Source organism: Bradyrhizobium betae, from assembly GCF_004123905.1.
Classification (GTDB): domain Bacteria; phylum Pseudomonadota; class Alphaproteobacteria; order Rhizobiales; family Xanthobacteraceae; genus Bradyrhizobium; species Bradyrhizobium betae_A.
Genome location: NZ_MZXW01000004.1, coordinates 53,460 through 71,695 on the forward strand (window position 1 = coordinate 53,460; position 18,236 = coordinate 71,695).

At 64.0% G+C, this 18,236-nt stretch carries 15 protein-coding genes and 1 pseudogene; 9 read left to right on the forward strand and 7 right to left on the reverse strand.

Translation table 11 applies throughout. The features are described from left to right. Positions 1-23 precede the first annotated feature (23 nt). The gene (locus B5V03_RS00380) at positions 24-1,025 is read right to left on the reverse strand and encodes a helix-turn-helix domain-containing protein (protein WP_129267314.1); all 1,002 of its coding nucleotides are present in this window, start codon (positions 1,023-1,025) and stop codon (positions 24-26) included. On the opposite strand from B5V03_RS00380, the gene B5V03_RS41260 reads away from it, so the two are divergent. From B5V03_RS41260 to B5V03_RS00405, 6 genes and pseudogenes are all read left to right on the forward strand, one after another. Continuing rightward, on the forward strand, positions 969-1,205 hold the full coding sequence (locus B5V03_RS41260) for a hypothetical protein (RefSeq protein ID WP_164987695.1): 237 nt from the start codon (positions 969-971) through the stop codon (positions 1,203-1,205). The genes B5V03_RS00380 and B5V03_RS41260 overlap by 57 nt on opposite strands. 322 nt (positions 1,206-1,527) lie before the next feature. Next, positions 1,528-2,541, forward strand: coding sequence for a formylglycine-generating enzyme family protein (locus B5V03_RS00385; RefSeq protein ID WP_129267315.1), 1,014 nt, complete (start codon positions 1,528-1,530; stop codon positions 2,539-2,541). Positions 2,542-2,551: 10 nt separating this feature from the next. Continuing rightward, positions 2,552-3,202: pseudogene (locus B5V03_RS00390) on the forward strand (sulfatase-like hydrolase/transferase); the annotation flags it as partial. 34 nt (positions 3,203-3,236) lie between these two features. Beyond that, on the forward strand, positions 3,237-3,566 hold the full coding sequence (locus tag B5V03_RS00395; RefSeq protein ID WP_245502145.1) for a transporter: 330 nt from the start codon (positions 3,237-3,239) through the stop codon (positions 3,564-3,566). 21 nt (positions 3,567-3,587) lie between these two features. Next, the gene (locus B5V03_RS00400) at positions 3,588-5,693 is read left to right on the forward strand and encodes an adenylate/guanylate cyclase domain-containing protein (RefSeq protein WP_129267316.1); all 2,106 of its coding nucleotides are present in this window, start codon (positions 3,588-3,590) and stop codon (positions 5,691-5,693) included. Continuing rightward, positions 5,690-6,697: an ABC transporter substrate-binding protein gene (locus B5V03_RS00405; RefSeq protein ID WP_129267317.1), complete on the forward strand. Its 1,008-nt coding sequence runs from the start codon at positions 5,690-5,692 to the stop codon at positions 6,695-6,697. The genes B5V03_RS00400 and B5V03_RS00405 overlap by 4 nt, the downstream gene beginning before the upstream one ends. Positions 6,698-6,752: 55 nt before the next feature. Here B5V03_RS00405 and B5V03_RS00410 read toward each other — a convergent pair whose 3' ends face one another. The 4 genes from B5V03_RS00410 to B5V03_RS00425 are packed head-to-tail and all read right to left on the reverse strand — an operon-like array spanning position 6,753 to position 9,883. Further along, complete coding sequence (locus B5V03_RS00410; RefSeq protein WP_129267318.1) at positions 6,753-7,367, reverse strand: HupE/UreJ family protein; 615 nt, start codon at positions 7,365-7,367, stop codon at positions 6,753-6,755. Beyond that, the gene (locus tag B5V03_RS00415; RefSeq protein WP_129267319.1) at positions 7,364-7,969 is read right to left on the reverse strand and encodes a HupE/UreJ family protein; all 606 of its coding nucleotides are present in this window, start codon (positions 7,967-7,969) and stop codon (positions 7,364-7,366) included. The genes B5V03_RS00410 and B5V03_RS00415 overlap by 4 nt, the downstream gene beginning before the upstream one ends. A 16-nt stretch (positions 7,970-7,985) precedes the next feature. Further along, complete coding sequence (locus B5V03_RS00420) at positions 7,986-8,978, reverse strand: HupE/UreJ family protein (protein ID WP_129267320.1); 993 nt, start codon at positions 8,976-8,978, stop codon at positions 7,986-7,988. Next, positions 8,975-9,883 (reverse strand): peptidyl-prolyl cis-trans isomerase, encoded by a 909-nt coding sequence (locus B5V03_RS00425; RefSeq protein WP_245502118.1) that lies wholly within the window; start codon positions 9,881-9,883, stop codon positions 8,975-8,977. Before B5V03_RS00425 ends, B5V03_RS00420 begins: the two co-directional genes overlap by 4 nt. 300 nt (positions 9,884-10,183) lie before the next feature. On the opposite strand from B5V03_RS00425, the gene B5V03_RS00430 reads away from it, so the two are divergent. The 3 genes from B5V03_RS00430 to B5V03_RS00440 all read left to right on the forward strand — a co-directional run bounded on the left by B5V03_RS00430 (position 10,184) and on the right by B5V03_RS00440 (position 13,347). Next, positions 10,184-12,190 carry a hypothetical protein gene (locus B5V03_RS00430; RefSeq protein WP_129267321.1) on the forward strand — a complete coding sequence of 669 codons (2,007 nt, stop codon included), beginning with the start codon at positions 10,184-10,186 and terminating at the stop codon, positions 12,188-12,190. 91 nt (positions 12,191-12,281) lie between these two features. Next, positions 12,282-12,623, forward strand: coding sequence for a hypothetical protein (locus tag B5V03_RS00435; RefSeq protein ID WP_129267322.1), 342 nt, complete (start codon positions 12,282-12,284; stop codon positions 12,621-12,623). A gap of 100 nt (positions 12,624-12,723) precedes the next feature. Continuing rightward, positions 12,724-13,347, forward strand: coding sequence for a putative 2OG-Fe(II) oxygenase (locus tag B5V03_RS00440; RefSeq protein WP_129267323.1), 624 nt, complete (start codon positions 12,724-12,726; stop codon positions 13,345-13,347). A 9-nt stretch (positions 13,348-13,356) separates the two neighbouring features. Here the strand turns inward: B5V03_RS00440 and B5V03_RS00445 are convergent, their stop codons facing one another. Both B5V03_RS00445 and B5V03_RS00450 read right to left on the reverse strand, forming a co-directional pair. Then, positions 13,357-15,990, reverse strand: coding sequence for a spermidine synthase (locus B5V03_RS00445; RefSeq protein ID WP_129267324.1), 2,634 nt, complete (start codon positions 15,988-15,990; stop codon positions 13,357-13,359). Between the two features lie 136 nt (positions 15,991-16,126). After that, the gene (locus tag B5V03_RS00450) at positions 16,127-18,055 is read right to left on the reverse strand and encodes a TonB-dependent receptor (protein ID WP_245502119.1); all 1,929 of its coding nucleotides are present in this window, start codon (positions 18,053-18,055) and stop codon (positions 16,127-16,129) included. Between the last annotated feature and the right edge of the window lie 181 nt (positions 18,056-18,236).

The window sequence follows — 18,236 nt, forward strand, 5'->3', positions numbered from 1 at the left end:
CGACATTTTCGAGTTCAGGCGGCTCACGATCGCGAGGGTGCGCGGCCCGACGGTTCCGGAATCTGGCAAAAGCCTGTTCCGCCTCCCAGCGTCTGCGACGGGTGCTCTCCAAACATCGCGAAATAATACTGCGAAAAGCGCCCCAGTTCGTAGAAGCCTTGCCCCATCGCTACCGCTGCAATCGTCGTCAAGCCTGGAGCGCTTGCGCGCAGAATGGAATGCACAGCACACAGGCGCTTTTGCCGCAGAAAGGTGACGGGGCCCACCCCGAAGACCTCGTGGAAGGCGCGATGAAGAGTACGGCGTGACACTCCCGTCGCGGCGCAGATCTCGGAAACGTGGACCGGGCGCATGTCAGCCTCGTCAAGGTGCTCCTCAACCCTGCGGATGAGTCGTCTCGCCGAAGGAAGCCAGCCGGAGTCGTCGGGGGGCAAGGACGACATGACGTTGATCGCCATGCATTCGACGATCGCTCGCTTCCAGTATTCCGCAGTCGATGGCGTCAATCCATCCTTATGAGCGCGGAGATGTGACATGACTCCGACCAGACGGTGGGTCGCGATGGCGCCGGTTGCTCGATCCGCCCGGTAATGGCCACGGCTGCGCCAGGTGTCGGGATCGCTCAGCCTCGCTTCGCCGCCGAACAGGGAGGTGACCTCGCCGAGGTCGAAGCGCATGGCGGCGTAAGCGGACGCGCCGTGAAAAACTCCGTCATGCTCGAGCAGCGGCGGAATGACGAGCACGTCGTTGAGCTGCATGTCGAACGACCAGTGGGCGACGCGCTCCTCGGCCGCGAGCAGCATGCCGATGATCAGCTTGTCGTCGCTGGAGACGCGCTGCGTGCGCATGCCGACGTTGAAAGTGCCGATGCTGAGCGAGAAATCGCCGATGCCGACATGCGACAACGATCCGCGCAACCGCCCGCGCCCGAGCTGCGTGACGTCGACGTGCGAGCCGTGAACGGCCTGATGAAGGCCTTCGAAGCCGTCGAGCTTACGCGAATCAACCAGAAGGAATTGCCCCATGGCTGTACCTTGTTACTCAAGCGCGACAAATATGCGGCAGTCAGCAACGAAATACCACCACAACGCGAGGTGGATGTGGCGATCCAACCTCGCGTTTTGAGGCAAATCGTCGCCGAATTTGATGTGAGGTATGCGCCGGATAACGCTGCGGGTTGGGGGATTTGCGACATGTGTCGTTAAGTCTCACCGATCGGCACGGCGTGCTGGCACAAACTGCACATCACAGCCGTCCAATCTTCGTATACCGTTTGCAACCTCAGCGATACGGGTTGAAAGCGCTCTGCGGATGCGGAGCGCACGCGGCAGGCGTTTTGCCGCGTGCTGAAGAAAAACCCGCGCGCAATAGGGAAGAGATGTTGACGCGACGCTGCATCTTCATCTCCAGCCCTGAGCACCAAGAAGAGGGGGACCAGACAATGCGTCCAACGTGCCGGGCAGTGTGCTGTCGTCGAAGTCCGCTGAAGTCCGCGCCGTAGCGAATGCGCGTATCGGAGTTTCCACCATGCTGCGGGCGGACTCGGGTCATTGCGAGTGGCTGCCGGATGATGTGAAGACCGGCGAGATGGTCTTCATTCCGGGCGGGACCTTCCGCATGGGATCTGACCACCATTATCCCGAGGAGGCGCCGAGCCATCGCGTCTCCGTCGATGGCTTCTGGATCGACCGCACCTCCGTCACCAACCGGCAGTTCAAGCAATTCGTCAACGCGACCGGCCATGTCACCGAAGCGCAGATCGTTCCGGACCCCAGGGACTATCCCGGCGCGCTGAAGGAGATGCTCTACGCGGGATCACTGGTGTTCTCCCCGCTGCCGCGCATCACCGATCTCACCGACTGGGGCCAATGGTGGAGCTTCATGCGCGGCGCCAATTGGCGTCATCCTTACGGCCCCGGCAGCAACATCAAGGGCCTCGACGACCATCCGGTCGTGCACGTCTCCTACAGCGATGCGGCTGCCTATGCGCGCTGGGCTGGCAAGGATCTGCCGACGGAAGCCGAATGGGAATTCGCCGCGCGCGGCGGCCTGGAGGCCGAGGAGTTCGCCTGGGGCGATGCGCTGATGCCGGGCGGAAAGCACATGGCCAATATCTGGCAGGGCAACTTTCCTGTCCAGAATCTCGGCGAGGATGGGTTCGAGCGTACCTCGCCGGTCATGGCGTTCCCTCCGAACGGCTACGGCCTCCACGACATGATCGGCAATGTCTGGGAGTGGACGTCAGACTGGTGGTCGGCAAAGCATCAGGCCGACGCCGCAAAAGCGTGCTGCATTCCGAGCAATCCCCGCGGAGGCCGCGAGGAGGCGAGCTGTGATCCATGTCAACCAACCATACGCATTCCGCGCAAAGTCTTGAAAGGCGGCTCGCATCTGTGCGCTCCCAATTATTGCCGCCGCTACCGCCCCGCGGCGCGGCACGCCGAGCCGATCGATACCTCGACGAGCCATGTCGGATTCAGGTGCGTGGTGCGAATGCCCCCTGCCGCTCAACGCGAACGAGAGGGACCTGCTGCAACATAGGGAGTATCGCATGAGCAGCGAATTGGAGAATAACAACAACCAGTCGCGGGCTGACAAATCGATCGATCGCAGACATCTTCTGTTGGCAACATCCTCCATCGTCGCCGCGGCGACGCTGACCTCCGAAGCCCTGGCTCAGGCGCAGAAGGCGGCGGGTGCGGCGCCTTTGCCGGCGTCCGGCCGCAAACCGAACATCCTCGTGATCTTCGGCGACGACATCGGCCAGACCAACGTCTCCGCCTATTCCTTCGGCGTGATGGGCTATCGCACTCCGAACATCGACCGCATCGCCAAGGAAGGCATGATGTTCACCAACTATTATGCCGAGCAAAGCTGTACGGCCGGGCGATCGTCGTTCATTACCGGACAATGCACGTTGCGCACGGGACTATCGAAGGTCGGCATCCCCGGTTCAGCCGTTGGCCTCCAGGCTCGGGACGTTACCATTGCCGGATTGCTGAAACCGATCGGCTACGCCACGGCCCAGTTCGGCAAGAACCATCTCGGTGATCGCAACGAATATCTGCCGACCGTCCACGGCTTCGACGAGTTCTGCGGCAATCTCTACCACCTGAACGCCGAGGAAGACCCCGAGAAACGCTTCTATCCGCGCGATCCCGGCTCTCTGGAGAAATTCGGACCGCGCGGCGTCCTGCGCTGCAAGACGAAACGGCGCGCTTCAGTACCAGAATGGCATCGACTTCCATGTTGACCGGGCGGCTTCGCAGTTCGTCAGCAAGAACGTCCATATCGGCATCGCCGGCTATTTTTTCCAGCAGCTTACCGGCGACAGCGGTCCCGGCGCCAAGCTCGGCGGCTTCAGGGGGCAGGCGGTCGGCATTGGTCCGCAGATCGGCTTCATGATTCCTATGTCCGACGGCTATCAGGGCTATCTCAACGTCAGGGGATACAAGGATCTGGAGGTCGAGAACCGCCCCAAGAGCTGGTCGACCTGGGTCACCTTCTCGGTCTCGCCGGCTGCGCCTACGCCAGCCGCAGCGAAGCCGATCGTGCGAAAATACTGAGGGGAGGCTGCAACAGCTCCGATGACCGGAGACAGAACCAACAAGCGCGCATTCAGCATCGGCTTCCGGACATCGATCATCACGGTGTTCGTGGGCGTCGTGCTGCTTGTGGGCCTGACGCTAGTCTATCTCAGCTTCGAGCGCGTGACCGCGATCACGAGGACGGCGGCCTCCGGCTTCATCGAGAAGGTGGCGCAGCTCGGCGCCGATCATGTCGACGAGCAGTTCAAGAATGTCCGCGACAATCTCGACATCCTGTCCAGCCTGCCGCCGATCCAGGAAGCCGACATCGTGGACAATTCGCGGCTCTACAGCCTGATGGCCGCGATGCTGCGTAACAACCCTCAGCTGTTTAATCTCTATGTCGGCTACGAGGACGGTTCGTTCATCGAGATGGACGTGATCGATCGCGCCAAGCCAGCGTTCAGGGCGAGCTTGAAAGTCGATCGGGATGCGGCGTTCCGGCTGGTCGTGATCTCGCGCACGGCGGGCAGCGCGCCAGTCACACAATATCTATCCGAAAACCTCATTCAGGTCGCGGAGGTCGCCGGCTCAACCGGCTACGATCCGCGGCAGCGGCGCTGGTATGTCGAGGCGTTCGAGAACGACAAGACGCTGCTGACCGGCCCTTACGTCTTCTACGCCACGGGCGAGCCCGGCTATACGCTGCGGACGCCTCTGAAGGAGGGGCGCCGCGGGGTCGCCGCCGGCGATGTGCTGCTGAACCGGTTCGAGGACATGCTGGCTCAGCAGAAGCTCGGGCCGTCGGGGCTCGCCTTCCTGTTCAACGATGCCGAGCGCATCGTCGGTCATCCCGAGATGAATCGCCTGATGGCGGAGATCCCGGAGCGGCAGGACGACCTGCCGCAGCTCGGGGCGCTCAGGCTTCCCGCGCTGGCCCCGATCATCCGGTCCTGGCGTGACGGCGGGCCGGCTCAGCAATTCTTCGATGACGCCGCGGGCCGGACTTATATCGCGGCCGTCCACCGGCTCGAGACGGCCGGCTCGGCCAATGTCCGGCTCGCGATGGTCGCGCCGCTCGATGAATTCTATGCCCAGATTATCGACGAACGCCGCACGTTGTTCGCGCTGGCGCTGGCCTTTGTCGGGGCCACGCTTCCATTCGCGTTCTGGCTGGGATCGCTGATGGCACAGCCGCTGCGCAAGCTGGTCGAGGAGACCGACGCAATCCAGCGGTTCGAGATCGCGGAGCGGCCGCGCATCCATTCCGTCATCGCCGAGATCGAAGAGCTCGGTCGCTCGGTCTTCACCATGCGCAGCGTGGTCCGGAGTTTCGCCAGCTTCATCCCGCGCCAGATCGTGCAGCAGCTGATTGAGACCGGCTCCTCGCTCAGCCTTGGCGGCAGCAGGCGCGAGGTGACGGTGCTGTTCACCGACGTCGCCGACTTCACCGCCAAGACCGAGCGGACCGACCCCTCGCAGGTGATGATCTACACTTCGCGGTATTTCGCGGCGTTGTCGGACGAGATCATGCGGCACCACGGGACGATCGACAAATATATCGGCGATGCCGTAATGGCGTTCTGGAACGCGCCTGCAGATGATCCCGATCACACCATCAATGCCTGCCGCGCCATCCTGGCATGCCTTGCCGCGAATGATGCGCTCAACAAGGAGTTTCGGCGCGAAGGCTGGCCGCCTTACGACACGCGCTTTGGCCTGCATGTCGGGGATGCCGTGGTCGGCAATATCGGCTCGAGTGACCGGATGAACTATACGGCGCTCGGCGCCACCATCAACCTGGCGTCACGTCTCGAGGGGCTGAACAAGAATTACGGCACGCGCGTGCTGGTCAGCGCAGCCGTTCGCGCCCGCGTTGGCGATGCATTCCTGTTCCGGAGTGTCGACAGCATCAAGCCGAAGGGATTTGCCGACGCGATCGAGGTCAGCGAGCTCCGCGGCGAGTTCGCCAGGTCGAACGAGGCCGACGTTGCTATGTGCCGCCGTTGGGATGAGGTTTTCGCCTCGATCGTTCGGGACGGCCCGGCGGAGACGACCCTGGTCCGGCTCTCCGGATTCTTGCTCGACCATCCCAAGGACGAGATCGCGCTATTCCATGCTCAACGGTTTCGGTCCTCCGCCCACGATGCGGGGGCCACCGCATGAACAGTCGAGGTGTCAGTCGTCGGCAATTGTTGCGCCATGGCGGGGCGCTGGTGGCGGCGGCGTCGGCCTTCGCCGCGCCGGCTCTCGCGCAGGCCCGTAGCAGGATCCGGCTCGGCTATCTCCACGTCGTCGCCGTCGACGGACACATCTGGACCGGGCTCGACCGCGGCTCATTCGACCGCGAGGGGATCGATTTCGAGTTGCACGAGTTCAACACCGGCCCTGAAGTCTTCGAAGCGATGGCACACGGCGAGGTCGACATGGTCTCGGCCGGCGGCGTGATCTCCAACTATCTGGCGCTCGGCCGCGGCCGGGGCTTTCTCGTCAACGACATCGAGGTTGCAACCGCCCAGCTCTGGGTCCGGCCGGAACTCGGGGTGAGGGAGATAGCCGATCTCAGGGGCAAGCGGATCGCGACGACGATGAAGACCACTGCGCATATCTTCCTCGATCGCGCGCTGCGCGCCAACAACATCAATCCGTCCGAGGTCGAGATCGTCAATCGCAGCATGGCGGTCGCCGTCAAGGCGTTCATTGCCGGCGAGGTACCGGCCGTGGCGCTCTGGGTGCCGTTCAATATCGCCGTCCGCGAGGCATTGCCGGATGCGGTCAGGCTGGTGGATGCGTCGGCCTTCTACCCGCAATCCGCCGTGCTCGGCGGCTGGGCCGCGCGGATGGATTATTATGCGGAGAACAGCGAGGTGCTGTCCCGGATCGTCCGCGCCTGGGCGGATGCGAACGACCACATGGTCCGCAATCCGGCAGCCGCGGCGGAAGCGCTCCAGCTCCACTACACGCAGTCGCGTCCCGCCGACATCGCCGAAGCCCTCAGGGCCCAGAAGCTTTACTCCTCGCGCGAATGGAAGCGGCTGTATGCCGACGGGACCGTCGTGAAGTGGCTCCAGCAAGTCAGTGATTTCTTCATGACGGATGCTGGCATCGCAGACTCGCTACGGGCCGCGGACTATTTCGACACGCGGCTCTATCTTTCGACGATCGGATAAGGGTGCTGTCCTGGTTCCGCTCATCCGGGTCAACGCTCGGATCCTTTGCCGCCCCTCATGATGCCAGTACAAGGCTCGCCATCATCAGGCCGATGGCTGCGATCCAGCCTCCAAGAGCACGAACGGCGATGGCCCGCCACGACGTCACGCTGTCCGCGTTTCGCTTGAATAGGACGGTCAGCGCCATTGTCAGCGTGATGGCTCCGTAGCCCACACAGGCCAATCCCGCCGCAAACAGCAGCCGATCGGTTTCGGGCCCGAGCTCGGCGCCGTTTGCGGCACCCCGGATGACGGCAACTGCGAAAGCAATTGCGCACAGCACCAGCGTGGGGACTTGTGCGGCTGCCGCGAGCAGCATGCCTATCGCGAGCATCATTGTCGCGTCCGCGAGCTGCGTGGAAACCGTGGCGAAAACTGGCGCGAGAGACAAACCGACCAGCAGTCCGATCGGAAACACCGGGATGAGCCAGCGCCCCTTCGAGGCTCCGAGCGTACCAGCCAGCATACCGGTCGCGATCCAGAGAACGACATCCTGAAGATCGGTGAGGGGGTGCGATGCTCCCATGTAGAAATCGCCGAGGCGGGCCGCAACGATATGTGCATCGGCGGCGCTCGTGCCAGTCAGCAGTATCGCTGCCGCCATCAAGGCCCGTACGGGTTTCAGTTTCATGCGACGGCTCCAAGGCCTTGAGCGAGGAAGTAGCAGCCGATCCCTGCGATACCAGCCCCAAGTCCCTGAATGACGCGCTCGCCGGCGGGCCAGCGCGTCAGCGTGCCGATCGCGATGCCGCACAGGTGCAAGAGGCCGGTGGCGGTGACGAAGCCGATACCGTAGGCCAGCGCATTCGCCGCGCGGGGAAGCTCGGCCCCGTGCGCATGACCGTGAAAGATCGCGAAGATCGCAACGACGAGAGCGGCCGCGGCAGAGGGCAGGCGCAGCCGGGCGGCAACGGCGACGCCCAGGATCACGGCCGAGAGGGCAATCATCACTTCCGGCATTGGAAGCGGAACATGCAGCACGCCCAGCACGCCGCCGACCGCCATGACGAGCGGGAAGGTGATCGGCAGGATCCAGATTGCGGGCGCGCCGAGCTGCGCGCCCCAGATTCCGACGGCCACCATTGCGATCAAATGGTCGATGCCCGTGATCGGGTGAAGCAGGCCGCTGACGAGGCCGCCCGCTACGCCAGCCTGCTCGTGCGCGAGGGCCGGCTGCGTCAGTGCGAACGAGGCGATCGCGGCCGTGAGGACTCGGGGGACATGTAAGGACATTGGATACGACTCTTGCTCAGATCGCGACGAACACGCGGGCCAGACGGCCGAAGAACCAGAACATCGACACCGACCCAATGAGGTAGGCCGGAACGGCCTCGCCCCAGCGCGGCACGACGGCATCGAGCCGTCGGTGCGCCCAGATCAATGCGAGCACGAGCAGGACGAAGGCAAGCTGTCCGATCTCCACGCCGATGTTGAAGAACAGCAACGCTGCGGGAAGGAGGCGACGTTCGAGCCCAAGTCCGGCCAGCGCGCCTGCGAAGCCGATGCCGTGAACCAGGCCGAAGGTGAATGCGACAATCCAGGGATAGCGAGCGGTGAGCCCGGTCTCGCCGCGCTGCTGCTTGACGATTTCCACGCCGACGAACGCGATGCTCAACGCAATGCAGGCATTGAGCGGGCGTTCCGGCACGCCGATCAGGCCGAAAGCTGCCGCGGCAAGCGAGGCGCTGTGCCCGATGGTGAAGGCCGTGATCGTCTTTACCAGACGCCAGCCGCCGCCGACGATCCAGATCAGGCCCAGCACGAACAGCAGGTGATCGGCGCCGAGCAGAATGTGATCGATTCCGTAGTTCGCATAAGTCTTGGCCAGTTCGACCCATGCCTCGAGCGTCGGAGCGTCGGTGCCAAGGACAGTGACGACGGGATTGGCCGTCGAGATCGTGTAGCTGCGCGGTTCGCCCTCGATCGGGATGACCTTGATCAGGACGACCGACATATTGGAGCCGAGATTGGAGATAGTGATCGGACCGACCAGCCCCTTCTCGCCGCAGTTCATCTCGGGCAGGCGGAGAAAGCAGTGGGATGGCATCCGCAGATCGACCCGCGATGCGCCGATCGAGGGCTCGATGCTCCAGCGGCCGACAAATGCGCCGGGACGGACCTCGCGGAATTCCAGCACGCCCATTGCCGCTTCATGCGCGCTGAGCGCCGAAGGCCGAAGGAGCGCCGTCAGGGCCAGGGTCAGGCCTAGCAGCGCCAATCGCAGATATCGGATCGCGCTCACGGCTCGTACCGCACTTGATAGGACGCCTTGAGCCGCTTCACTGCTTCCCAGGCCAGCTTGCGGGTCTCTTCCGTATGCCAGATCCTGGCGGCGTCATCCCGAACCTTGTCGAGGCTAGCAAGATTTCCCGGCCGCCGGGAATCCAGCCGGGTGACGTGCCAGCCATCCTTGGATTGCAGCAGCTTCCATTCCCCCTCTGGCATCGCGAGCAGTCCAGTACGGAAATTGTCGCCGAAGGATGCCGCGAGACTCGCGACCGGCCGGGCGAGGATGGCGCGCGTGAGATTTTGCAGCTCCTCGGATTCGCGCTGTTGGACGATGTCCTCGAACTGACGCTGTGCCGTGGCCTGATCCGTGGGCGGGGTGATGTAGAACGACACGCGCTCGGGCTCGTCGAAGCGAGCGTGATTTTCCGCAAACCACGCCTGCAACTGCTCGTCCGTGGGGCGCGGGACGCGGATCTGGTCGAAGATCAGCAATTGCATCTTGTAGGCGATCCGGTCGCGGATCGTCTCGTCGCCGCGGTCCACGCCGAGTGTCTTGCCTTCGCGGTAGAGGATCTCGCTCGCGACCCAGCTGTCGATCATCTTCTGGAGCTGGTCGTTGGAAGGCGTGCGCTCCTTGTCTTCGTCGAAATTGTCGATGAAGGACTGGCGCATCGCCTTGGTCACTGTGATGACCTTCTCGTCCTTGACGGGAGGATGCAGCACGGCGTCGATGCCGAAGATGATCGCCCCGAGCAAGGTGAAGTGCAGCAGGGGTTCGTGCGAGAGCCGCGCGATCACAGAGACAAGGGAACGCGAAGGCTCCGTCGTGATGCGGGCGACACCGGTGTCCGGGTTCGAACCCCCGGTATGCGATATCGGAAAGGACTGCACTTCAACTGGTGTAGCTGGCATTGACATACGGTTGTCACAAATTCTCTGAGCACGGCGGCGCGTCGTTTCGCGTGGCAGAGCATCTCGTCTGCCATCGTCTATCGCTCACACGACGCGAGAAAATGCAATGGACAAATGCAAGAGACAAGATGCCGCACGGACAACACGGACCTGCGACGGCCGAACACAAATCTTTCACGAAGCTGTATCGGAACTCTGGTCACTATCGCGACGCGCAGGGAGGCCGCTCACGCGGTCGGGGCAAATGGTCTTCGATTCCCAGGGTCTCTGCTGTTTCGCGATATCCGACTTGAATGAGGAATGAGGATGTTTCCATCTAGCAAGACGATCCTGTTGACCGCCGCATCGGCATCCCTGGCTCTGACGCAGAGCGCTGCAGCCGAGGGGTTGGGGCACAACGAGCGCCGCGGCAATCCGTATGTCGCCGGCGACATGCACAATCACAATACCTGCACGGACGGTTCGGTTGCCGCCGGCTACACGATCGACCGCGCGGTCGGGCGCGGCACCGCGTCCGCCGGTGGAAACAATTTCGATCTCGACTGGTTCACGCTCGGCAACCACGGCGGTTCCGGCAATCGCGACTGCCGCTTCAGCGACACCAGCGCCAATCTTCCGGGACAGACCACGACGACCTGGAGCCAGACGCTCGGCCAGACCATCGACGGAATCACGATCAGCAGCCTGAAGGGCACCCCGAACGGCACCGGCACCGGCGCGCAGATGTGGCGCTGGCAGTCGATCCGCGAGATCGAGTATCCGACGATCGTCGATCGTTCGGCGAAGTACGACAAGGTGCTGATCGAAGGTCTCGAGTGGATCGCGCCTGGCCATGAACACGTCGACGTTGCCGTCATCACCGGGCAGCATCCGCGCAAGAGCACCGGCAATGCGGACAAGATGGCGGAGTTCGAATACCGCTTCGACCGCGCCGACACCGATGCGATCGGCCCCGTTATCGACGCCGGCGGCAATCAGCTCTGGCCGGGCAAGGACAACGTCAACAACACGGGCACGGTGGGCCACCAGAAGGCGCTCACGGGCGTCAAGTGGCTGCAGGCGAACTATCCGCTGCAATCCTACATCATCCCGACTCACACCGAACGTCAGGGACCGTTCAGCGCGACCGCCAATAAGGGATATAACATCGAGCACTTCCGCGACTTCAACAATGCGGGCCCGACGGTTGCGTTCGGCATTGAATCGCCCGGCCACTTCGCCGAAGGCGGAGCCACCGGCGGTTCCGGCTCGTATACCACCAACGCAGTCGGTGGCGGCACCTACGGCATGAGCGGCATTTACACCGCGAAGGTCGGCGGGCTCTGGGACGGACTGCTTGGCGAAGGCCGCAACTTCTTCATGTATGTGAGCTCCGACTGGCACAGCCGCGGTGCGGGCGGTGCGCGTGATTCCTTCACGACGGCCGACTTCATTCCCGGCGAGTACACCAAGCTGTATGTTCCGAATGCCGGACGGTTCTCGTCGCAGCACGTCATCGACGGCATGCGTTCGGGCAACTCGTATTCGGTCAACGCTGACCTGATCGGTCCGGATATGGTGTTCCGCGCCAAGACGCGCGGCGACGACTGGAAGACCATGGGTGAGACGCTGGTCGTGAGGCCCGGCGAAAAGATCACGGTCGAGATGGACCTGACCGTCCCGAACGAGAACAACAGCCCCTACAGCTTCGACAACCCGCTCCTGGTGCCGATCGGGATCCAGCAGCCGCTCAACAAGCCGTCGCTCGACCACGTCGATCTGATCACTGGCCAGATCACGGGCGTCGTTGCGCCTGACGCGTCGAACTATGCGGTGGCGAATGCCGCGGGCACGGCCGGCGCGGCGATCGTGTACAACTCATCGGCGACCATCGCCCGGCAGATCTCCGCGACGCAGATGCAGCGAGGGCATCGGGGAGAGCGTGATGGCGTGCGGCTGCGGTTCACGACGACGTTTGTCGCAGGCACCAAGCCGTTCTACATCCGTGCGCGCGGAACCAACATTCCGAATGGCACTCCGAACGTCTCCGACACCGCTGGAAATCCGTTGCTCGATGCGAACAACGCGCAGGTCAGCTGTATCGATCCGGCGTGTCCGGCGCATCTCGAGACGGTGAATGGCGTCAAGAAGGTGACCCACGACGTTCAGGCCTATTCGAACGTCTGGTTCTACGCCAACCCGATCTTCATCCGGCCGGAAGGTTCGCCGAAGCTTCTGGTCGAGACCAATGGCGAGCTGGCGCGCCGGCTCGGACGGCAGGCCGACAACGATCACGATCATGACCACGACAACGATCATCACGACCACCACTGACGTGATGTGAGGCCATCCGGCGGGACGCAACGATCGGTGCGTCCCGCCGCACTCGTTTTGAAACGGGCTGGTTCGGCCCGGCACGACTGACATGCATCTGTTTCGTATCACCTTCTGCACACTGAGCCTTCTCGCTGGCCTCTGCAGCGCTGTGGCTACTCCCGATGTTGCCGTGCCGGCCTCGGACGAGCCGACCCGGGAAGATTGCGAGGCTGCGGTCGCGGAGGCGCGCGCATTAGCGGCGGCTTTGCCGGCTGACCATCTCTCGCGCTACTTCGCCGAACGGCACTTGCTTCAGGCCCTGGCCGAAGCCGGAAATGGCGAGTTCGACGAATGCCTCGACATGGCCGCGCGTGCTTCCGACGAGGTGCGTGAACGGCGGCACGAGCTGCGGCCGGGCGAGAGGCTGAAGGTGCTCGGGGCCGACGAGTAGCGGACCCAAGAGTTTTGGAGATCCTGCACGCTGTCATCGCAGCGTCATCTATGCCCGGGCATTGTCTGCCCGCGTTTCAAGAACAGGTAAATGTTGCGACATGGATCAGATCGAGCCGCTTTTTCCGATTCCTCTGCTGCGCTCGCCCGGGCTGCTCCCGCCGTCGCTGAACGAAGCCGCTGTGGCGGCGATCCGGAACACCCGGATCGAGGGCAATCTGCGCTCGGGTCAGCTGTTCCACACCGAGGTTGCCGACCCCCGCGATAACGAGCTGTTTCGCCAGATCGCCGAGCTTACGGTTCCGAAGCTCGTGGATTTCGGCGTCCTTCTGTTCGGCGAGGAGCTGCGCTGGACCGTGAAGGAGATGTGGACCAACATGCTCGAGACCGGCGGCAACCAGACACTGCATTCGCACGCCAATAGTTTCGTCTCGGGCATCATTTATCTGACGCCCTCGCATCCGGCCTGCAAGACGGTCTTCGTGCGGCCGCCCGGCGGGTCCGACTTTTCCTTCCGGCATCACACGCGAAGCGCCGCCATCGGGCCCTTCAATGCCGGCAAGTACGTCCTGCCGGAGGCCGAACCCGGCGACCTCGTGCTTTTTCCCAGCTACCTCTACCATGAGGTGCCAAGGAATCAGGGCGAGCAGCGAATTACGATCGCCTTCAACGCCATTCCCGATCATCTCGACTGCTGGGGCTATCGCGTCAACTTCGCGCCGTGAGGTCGTCGATCACTCGTTTCTCAGGCCGAATTCGCGAAGCAGCAAGTCCCTTGCCTCGCCACGCGATGGCGACGCCTCATTGATCTTGCGCAGCAGGCGAGCTGCCGCCGCGCGGTCCGAGCCGAGCAGGGATCTCGCCATCCCCATCAGCGGCCCATGGGCCGGATCGAACTCGGGGCTCAGGCGAAGCGCGTCGATGAGGCCTGGCGAAGCCGCCTCGATCAACGCGGCTCCGCGCGGATCGCCCGGCAAGGACGCGCCAGCTTCGAGAAAGCGGTTGCGCGCGGCCCAATAGGAGTTGAGTCGCGCGCCTAACGCCTCGCGCTCGGCCGCGCGCGTAAGGAGCTCATTCGGATCGGAGCGAATGTCTTTCGTGACCGCAAGCAGCAGCGACCAGGGTGCTGCCGTGAGCGCGCGGACGTTTCGTCGCGCATCGAAGGTCACGAACGGATAATCGTCCGTGTTGCGCGGGCCATCGCCTGCGAACGCGGAGAGAGCTTGCGGGCCTGCCAGATATTGGCCAAGGAGATCGATCGGTGCCTCGAACCCCAGTGGTCGTATGATCCGTGCGGTCGCGGGATCACGAAGCCGCGCGGCGAGCGTCTCGGTATCGAGATGGCGGCCATCCCGTGTTCCAATGAGTGCGAGCATCGGTGTGCGGACACTGTAGTGATTGAGCCAGGCCGAGCCGTCGGGATAGACGTTGAGAAAGCCACGGATGATCGCGCGCAGGGAGGGAAGATCGAGTTGGTAGAGCGGCAGCCATTGGCAAAAGATCCCTCCGGGTGCCAGCCTGCGTTTCACGGCCTCGAAATGCTCCACCGTATAGAGCGCGCCGCTGCCGTCGAGTGCGGGATGAAACAGGTCGGCGATGATCACGTCATGCTGGCCCGTATCCGCAGCGACGTAGCGGCGGGCATCCGCCACCGTCACCCGCGGCACTGAGGCCGGCGTCGCATTGACGAACCAGGGCAACAGCTCCACCACTTCACGGGAGAGTTCGACGCCGCGCACGCTGACGCCTGGCATCTGGGCGCCGCCGACCATGGTGGCGCCGGTGCCGATGCCCAGGAACAGAGCGTCGCGCGGGGCCTCGTGAAGCAGCAGCGGTAACATCGCTTGTCGGTAGTCGGATCGCGTCGAGCTCGTCCCGCCCATGCGGAAGTGGCCGTTGACCTCGAGGTAGCGCGTACCTGTGGCGTCATCGACGACGCTCGCCGTCGCCATCGGCCCTTCGCGGGCCGCGAGCAGCGCTCCACCTGCCGGCACGCGCGTCAACAACGGCGCGGGATTGAGCCACAGGACGAGCGCTGAGATCGCCGGTGCAGCGGACCACAGCAGCGCCGATCGAGCGGGCGGCAGCAGCAGCAGATAGCCGAGCGCAACGGCAAGCAGCGCCGTCCATGCACCAAGGGTGGGAATCAGGAATTGCGCCGCCAGCAACGGCGCGAGGCAAGCGCCGAGGCTGTTGATGCCGACCGCCGATCCAACGGAGCCGCGCTGATCGCTCACCCGTTGCGCCAGCAGGCCGAACAATGCGCCCATTGCGGTCGCGGGCAACAGGAACAGTGCGATCGCCACCGCCAGTTCGCCGAACACATCCGCAAAAGCTGCGGTCTCGACCAGGCGACCCGCATACGGCGCCAGCACTGTGGTCGCGATGCAGGCGAACGCCGTTGCGGCGAGCAGGCTGCGGAGATTTCCATCGTCCGCATCTCGCCCGGTCCGCTGCCAGAGCAGGCTGCCCGCGGCGGTGCCGAGCAGATAGGCAGCCAACAGTCCGGCAAACGTGTAGACGGTATCCTCCATCACCTGCGCGGCGAGCCGGACCACGAGGACTTCGAAAGTGATTCCCAGCAGTCCCGTGGCGAACAGGGTGATGGTGAGCCGGAAATCGCGAATTCGGCCCAGTCGCCGTTCCCTGACATCAGTCTCATCCGACGCCGGCCCGAACGCGAGCGCGCCGAGGGCGCAGAACGCGTTGCCGCCAGCGAGGCAGAGCAGCGTCCCCGAAAATCCAAGCGCCGGGATCAGGAGGAATGTCGAGACGAGCGTGCCGGCCAGAGCTCCGGCCGTATTCGCTCCGTAGACATCGGCCGTGACACGGCCTCTGCCACGTGCGCCCCGCATCATCCGTTCCAAAGCGGCCAGGGTCCCGCCCATGGCCATCGTTGCCGGCAGCAGCACGAGGCTCGGCAGCGCCAGGCTGCCGGCCCAGAGCAGGGCAGCAGACGGCTCGGTACCGAGCAGGGGAGGCAGAGCCCGACCGGCCGCGGGCAGGAGCCAGACGCTGATCAGGCCCCAAACAGCGATGACGGCTTCGAGCAGCGCATAGACGCGCCATGGCGATGTCGAGCGGCGGATCAGCCGATCAAGGGCGAAGGCGCCCAGCGCCAGGCCGCCGAAAAATCCGGCGATGACACCAAGCACCGCCATCATCTCGGTCCCCAGCGCGAGGCTCAACTGGCGCGTCCACACGATCTCGTAGCCCAGACCCGCAAAGCCGGACGCTGTGACGATCGGCACGAGGGCCCAGGCGTGGCCCGCAGCCTGACGAGTGCGCACCGGTGCGGCCTTGTCCCGGATTGCGCCCGCGAACCGGTCCGCCGAGGCGATCGCGATGCTGTCCGGTTCAGATTGCATGACCCTTACTCCTGCCGCGAACGCGCCCGGCCGTTCTCGGCAGACAGAAGCATCCGCTCCATGTCAGATTTTTTCAGGATTTGTGACGGCCCGTCGGTTCCGCTTGCCTTGGCGTCGGTCGGCGTAGCCGCTTTGATCAAAATCTTGCCGCCACCGTCAGCCGCACCGCGAGGGGCTCGGCCGGATGGACGTGGCGATCAGCAACGCCGTCGATGGGCTCTCCCGGCAGCCGCGACAGATAATAATATTCGATCTGGTTGGTCTGGGCGTTGAAGAGGTTGAGCACGTCAAGCTGCACCCTCAGGCCATTGTCGAATTTGTACCCGGCGCGTGCATTGAAGATCAGCGACGACCGCGAACGGACGCTGTCGTCCTCAATGAGAGGACGCGGGCCGAAATAGCGCGCCTTCAGACTGCCGAACCAGCCGGTGTCGCCGCCCAGCGTGATCGCGCTGCTGGCCACCCACGCCGGTGCGCCGGGAATGTGGGCCCCGACGGGGTCGAAATCGGTGAAGCGCGCATGGGTCTGGGCGACGTCAAGATCGATCGTCATCCACGGCAATGGCTTGTACTGGTTCGTCCATTCGACGCCGACGCGGCGGCTGGGCCGGCTCGGCTCCGTGGTGCCGGCGTCCCCGACGAACAACAGCTCCGAGTCGAAGTCGAGCACGAACACGGCCAGCGAGCTGGTGAGACCCTCGATCACCTTGGTGCGGACGCCGAGTTCAGCGCCGCGCGAACGCACGAGCAGCGGCACGCGGTCGAGCGGGGTCACCTTGTCGTTGGGATCGACGGTGATTGTCGCGCCGCGGATGTCGTTGCTGTGCAGACCGTAGCCGGCATTGCCGTAGAACTCGGTTTTGTACCAGGGGCCGAGCACGAGGCCGGCCTTCGGGCTCGCCATCGACGCCTGTGCATTGCCCGAATTCTCCGGCGTGTCGCTGAAGACGTGTCCCGCGAAAAAATCCTCGCGGATGCCGACCGTGGTTCGCAGCCAATCGGTCCAGCGCGTCGTCGTATCGGTCCAGAGGCCGACATTGCCTTCCTGCACGCGGTCGTCGCGCACCGTCGAGAGCCAGGAGCGCTGCTCGGTCTTGATCAGGCCGACATGGATATCGTCATAGCGGCTCTGCAGGCCGACGCGGGTTTGCATCTCGAGAGCGGCAAAGCGCCAATCGAACGCATGCCGCGCATCGACGCCGCCGAGCGTGCGAGCGTCGAGCTGGCTGAACTGGTCGCCATTGACGGGGTTGTCGAGAAAGTAGGTGAAATCGTTGAACAGACGCAGGTCGGAGCGCACGACATAGGCGCTGACATTGGTCTGTCCGTAGTCGCTCGACTGCGCCCAGTTGCCCGACAGGCTGAATCGGCTGGATGTCCCGCCGTCGGTCGGATCGAGCGTGCCGAGGCGATTGATCAGGCCCTGATCGATCGCGCGCTGGGCGACCTGGTCGGTTGAATTCCAGCCGTTGGAGTAGGCCATCGCCGTCAGCGTCAGGCCGTCGGTCGCGGTGCCCTGGCTGTAGCGCATGACGCCGTTCAGCTTGCGGACATCGTCCGGCACGTCCCACGGTCCGTCATACTTGGCCGCTTCGACCGCCGCCAGCAGCGTGCCATCGCCAATGCGGGTCGATCCCGCCGCCAACGCGCGGCGATAGCCGAAACTGCCGAAGCTCATCTCCGCGATGTTATGCGGCAGCTTGTTGACGTAGTCGATCGCCACGGCGCCGGCGGATGCGAAGTCCCCTTGATCGGCGAAATACGGTCCCTTGCGCACATCGACGGACCGGATCAGCTCGGGAATCAAGAAATTGATGTCCGCGTAGCCTTGCCCATGCCCATGGGTCGGCATGTTGACGGGCATGCCGTCGACACTGATCGCAAGATCGGTGCCGTGATCGAGATTGAAGCCGCGCAGAAAGTACTGGTTGGCCTTACCCTCGCCGGAGTGCTGCGTGACGATCAGACCCGGCACCACTTCCAGCGCCTCGCCGGGCCTCGAGAACGGGACCGCATTCACCTCCGTGCCGCTGATTCGTACTGCACTGGCGGCGGTGGGTTGCAAGGCGGCCGTGCCACCGGGCGCCGCACCGGTCGCACTGCCACTCTCGGTCGGGGTGTCCGTGCGAGCGGCGGTCCGGTTGCGTGAATTTCCGCTTTTCGGCGGTCGCTTGTGGGTGTGCTGCTTGGGATGGTGATGTTCCAGCGCCGTAACGGCGACCGGCGGAAGCTCACCGGACGCGACC

Excerpts from the sequence above, each read along its gene's own strand:
- B5V03_RS00405 (WP_129267317.1), top strand. The coding sequence starts at position 5,690 with ATGAACAGTCGAGGTGTCAGTCGTCGGCAATTGTTGCGCCATGGCGGG.
- B5V03_RS00415 (WP_129267319.1), bottom strand. The coding sequence starts at position 7,969 with ATGTCCTTACATGTCCCCCGAGTCCTCACGGCCGCGATCGCCTCGTTC.
- B5V03_RS00400 (WP_129267316.1), top strand. The coding sequence starts at position 3,588 with ATGACCGGAGACAGAACCAACAAGCGCGCATTCAGCATCGGCTTCCGG.
- B5V03_RS00440 (WP_129267323.1), top strand. The coding sequence starts at position 12,724 with ATGGATCAGATCGAGCCGCTTTTTCCGATTCCTCTGCTGCGCTCGCCC.
- B5V03_RS00385 (WP_129267315.1), top strand. The coding sequence starts at position 1,528 with ATGCTGCGGGCGGACTCGGGTCATTGCGAGTGGCTGCCGGATGATGTG.
- B5V03_RS41260 (WP_164987695.1), top strand. The coding sequence starts at position 969 with ATGAAGGCCTTCGAAGCCGTCGAGCTTACGCGAATCAACCAGAAGGAA.
- B5V03_RS00445 (WP_129267324.1), bottom strand. The coding sequence starts at position 15,990 with ATGCAATCTGAACCGGACAGCATCGCGATCGCCTCGGCGGACCGGTTC.
- B5V03_RS00435 (WP_129267322.1), top strand. The coding sequence starts at position 12,282 with ATGCATCTGTTTCGTATCACCTTCTGCACACTGAGCCTTCTCGCTGGC.
- B5V03_RS00410 (WP_129267318.1), bottom strand. The coding sequence starts at position 7,367 with ATGAAACTGAAACCCGTACGGGCCTTGATGGCGGCAGCGATACTGCTG.
- B5V03_RS00425 (WP_245502118.1), bottom strand. The coding sequence starts at position 9,883 with ATGTCAATGCCAGCTACACCAGTTGAAGTGCAGTCCTTTCCGATATCG.
- B5V03_RS00380 (WP_129267314.1), bottom strand. The coding sequence starts at position 1,025 with ATGGGGCAATTCCTTCTGGTTGATTCGCGTAAGCTCGACGGCTTCGAA.
- B5V03_RS00430 (WP_129267321.1), top strand. The coding sequence starts at position 10,184 with ATGTTTCCATCTAGCAAGACGATCCTGTTGACCGCCGCATCGGCATCC.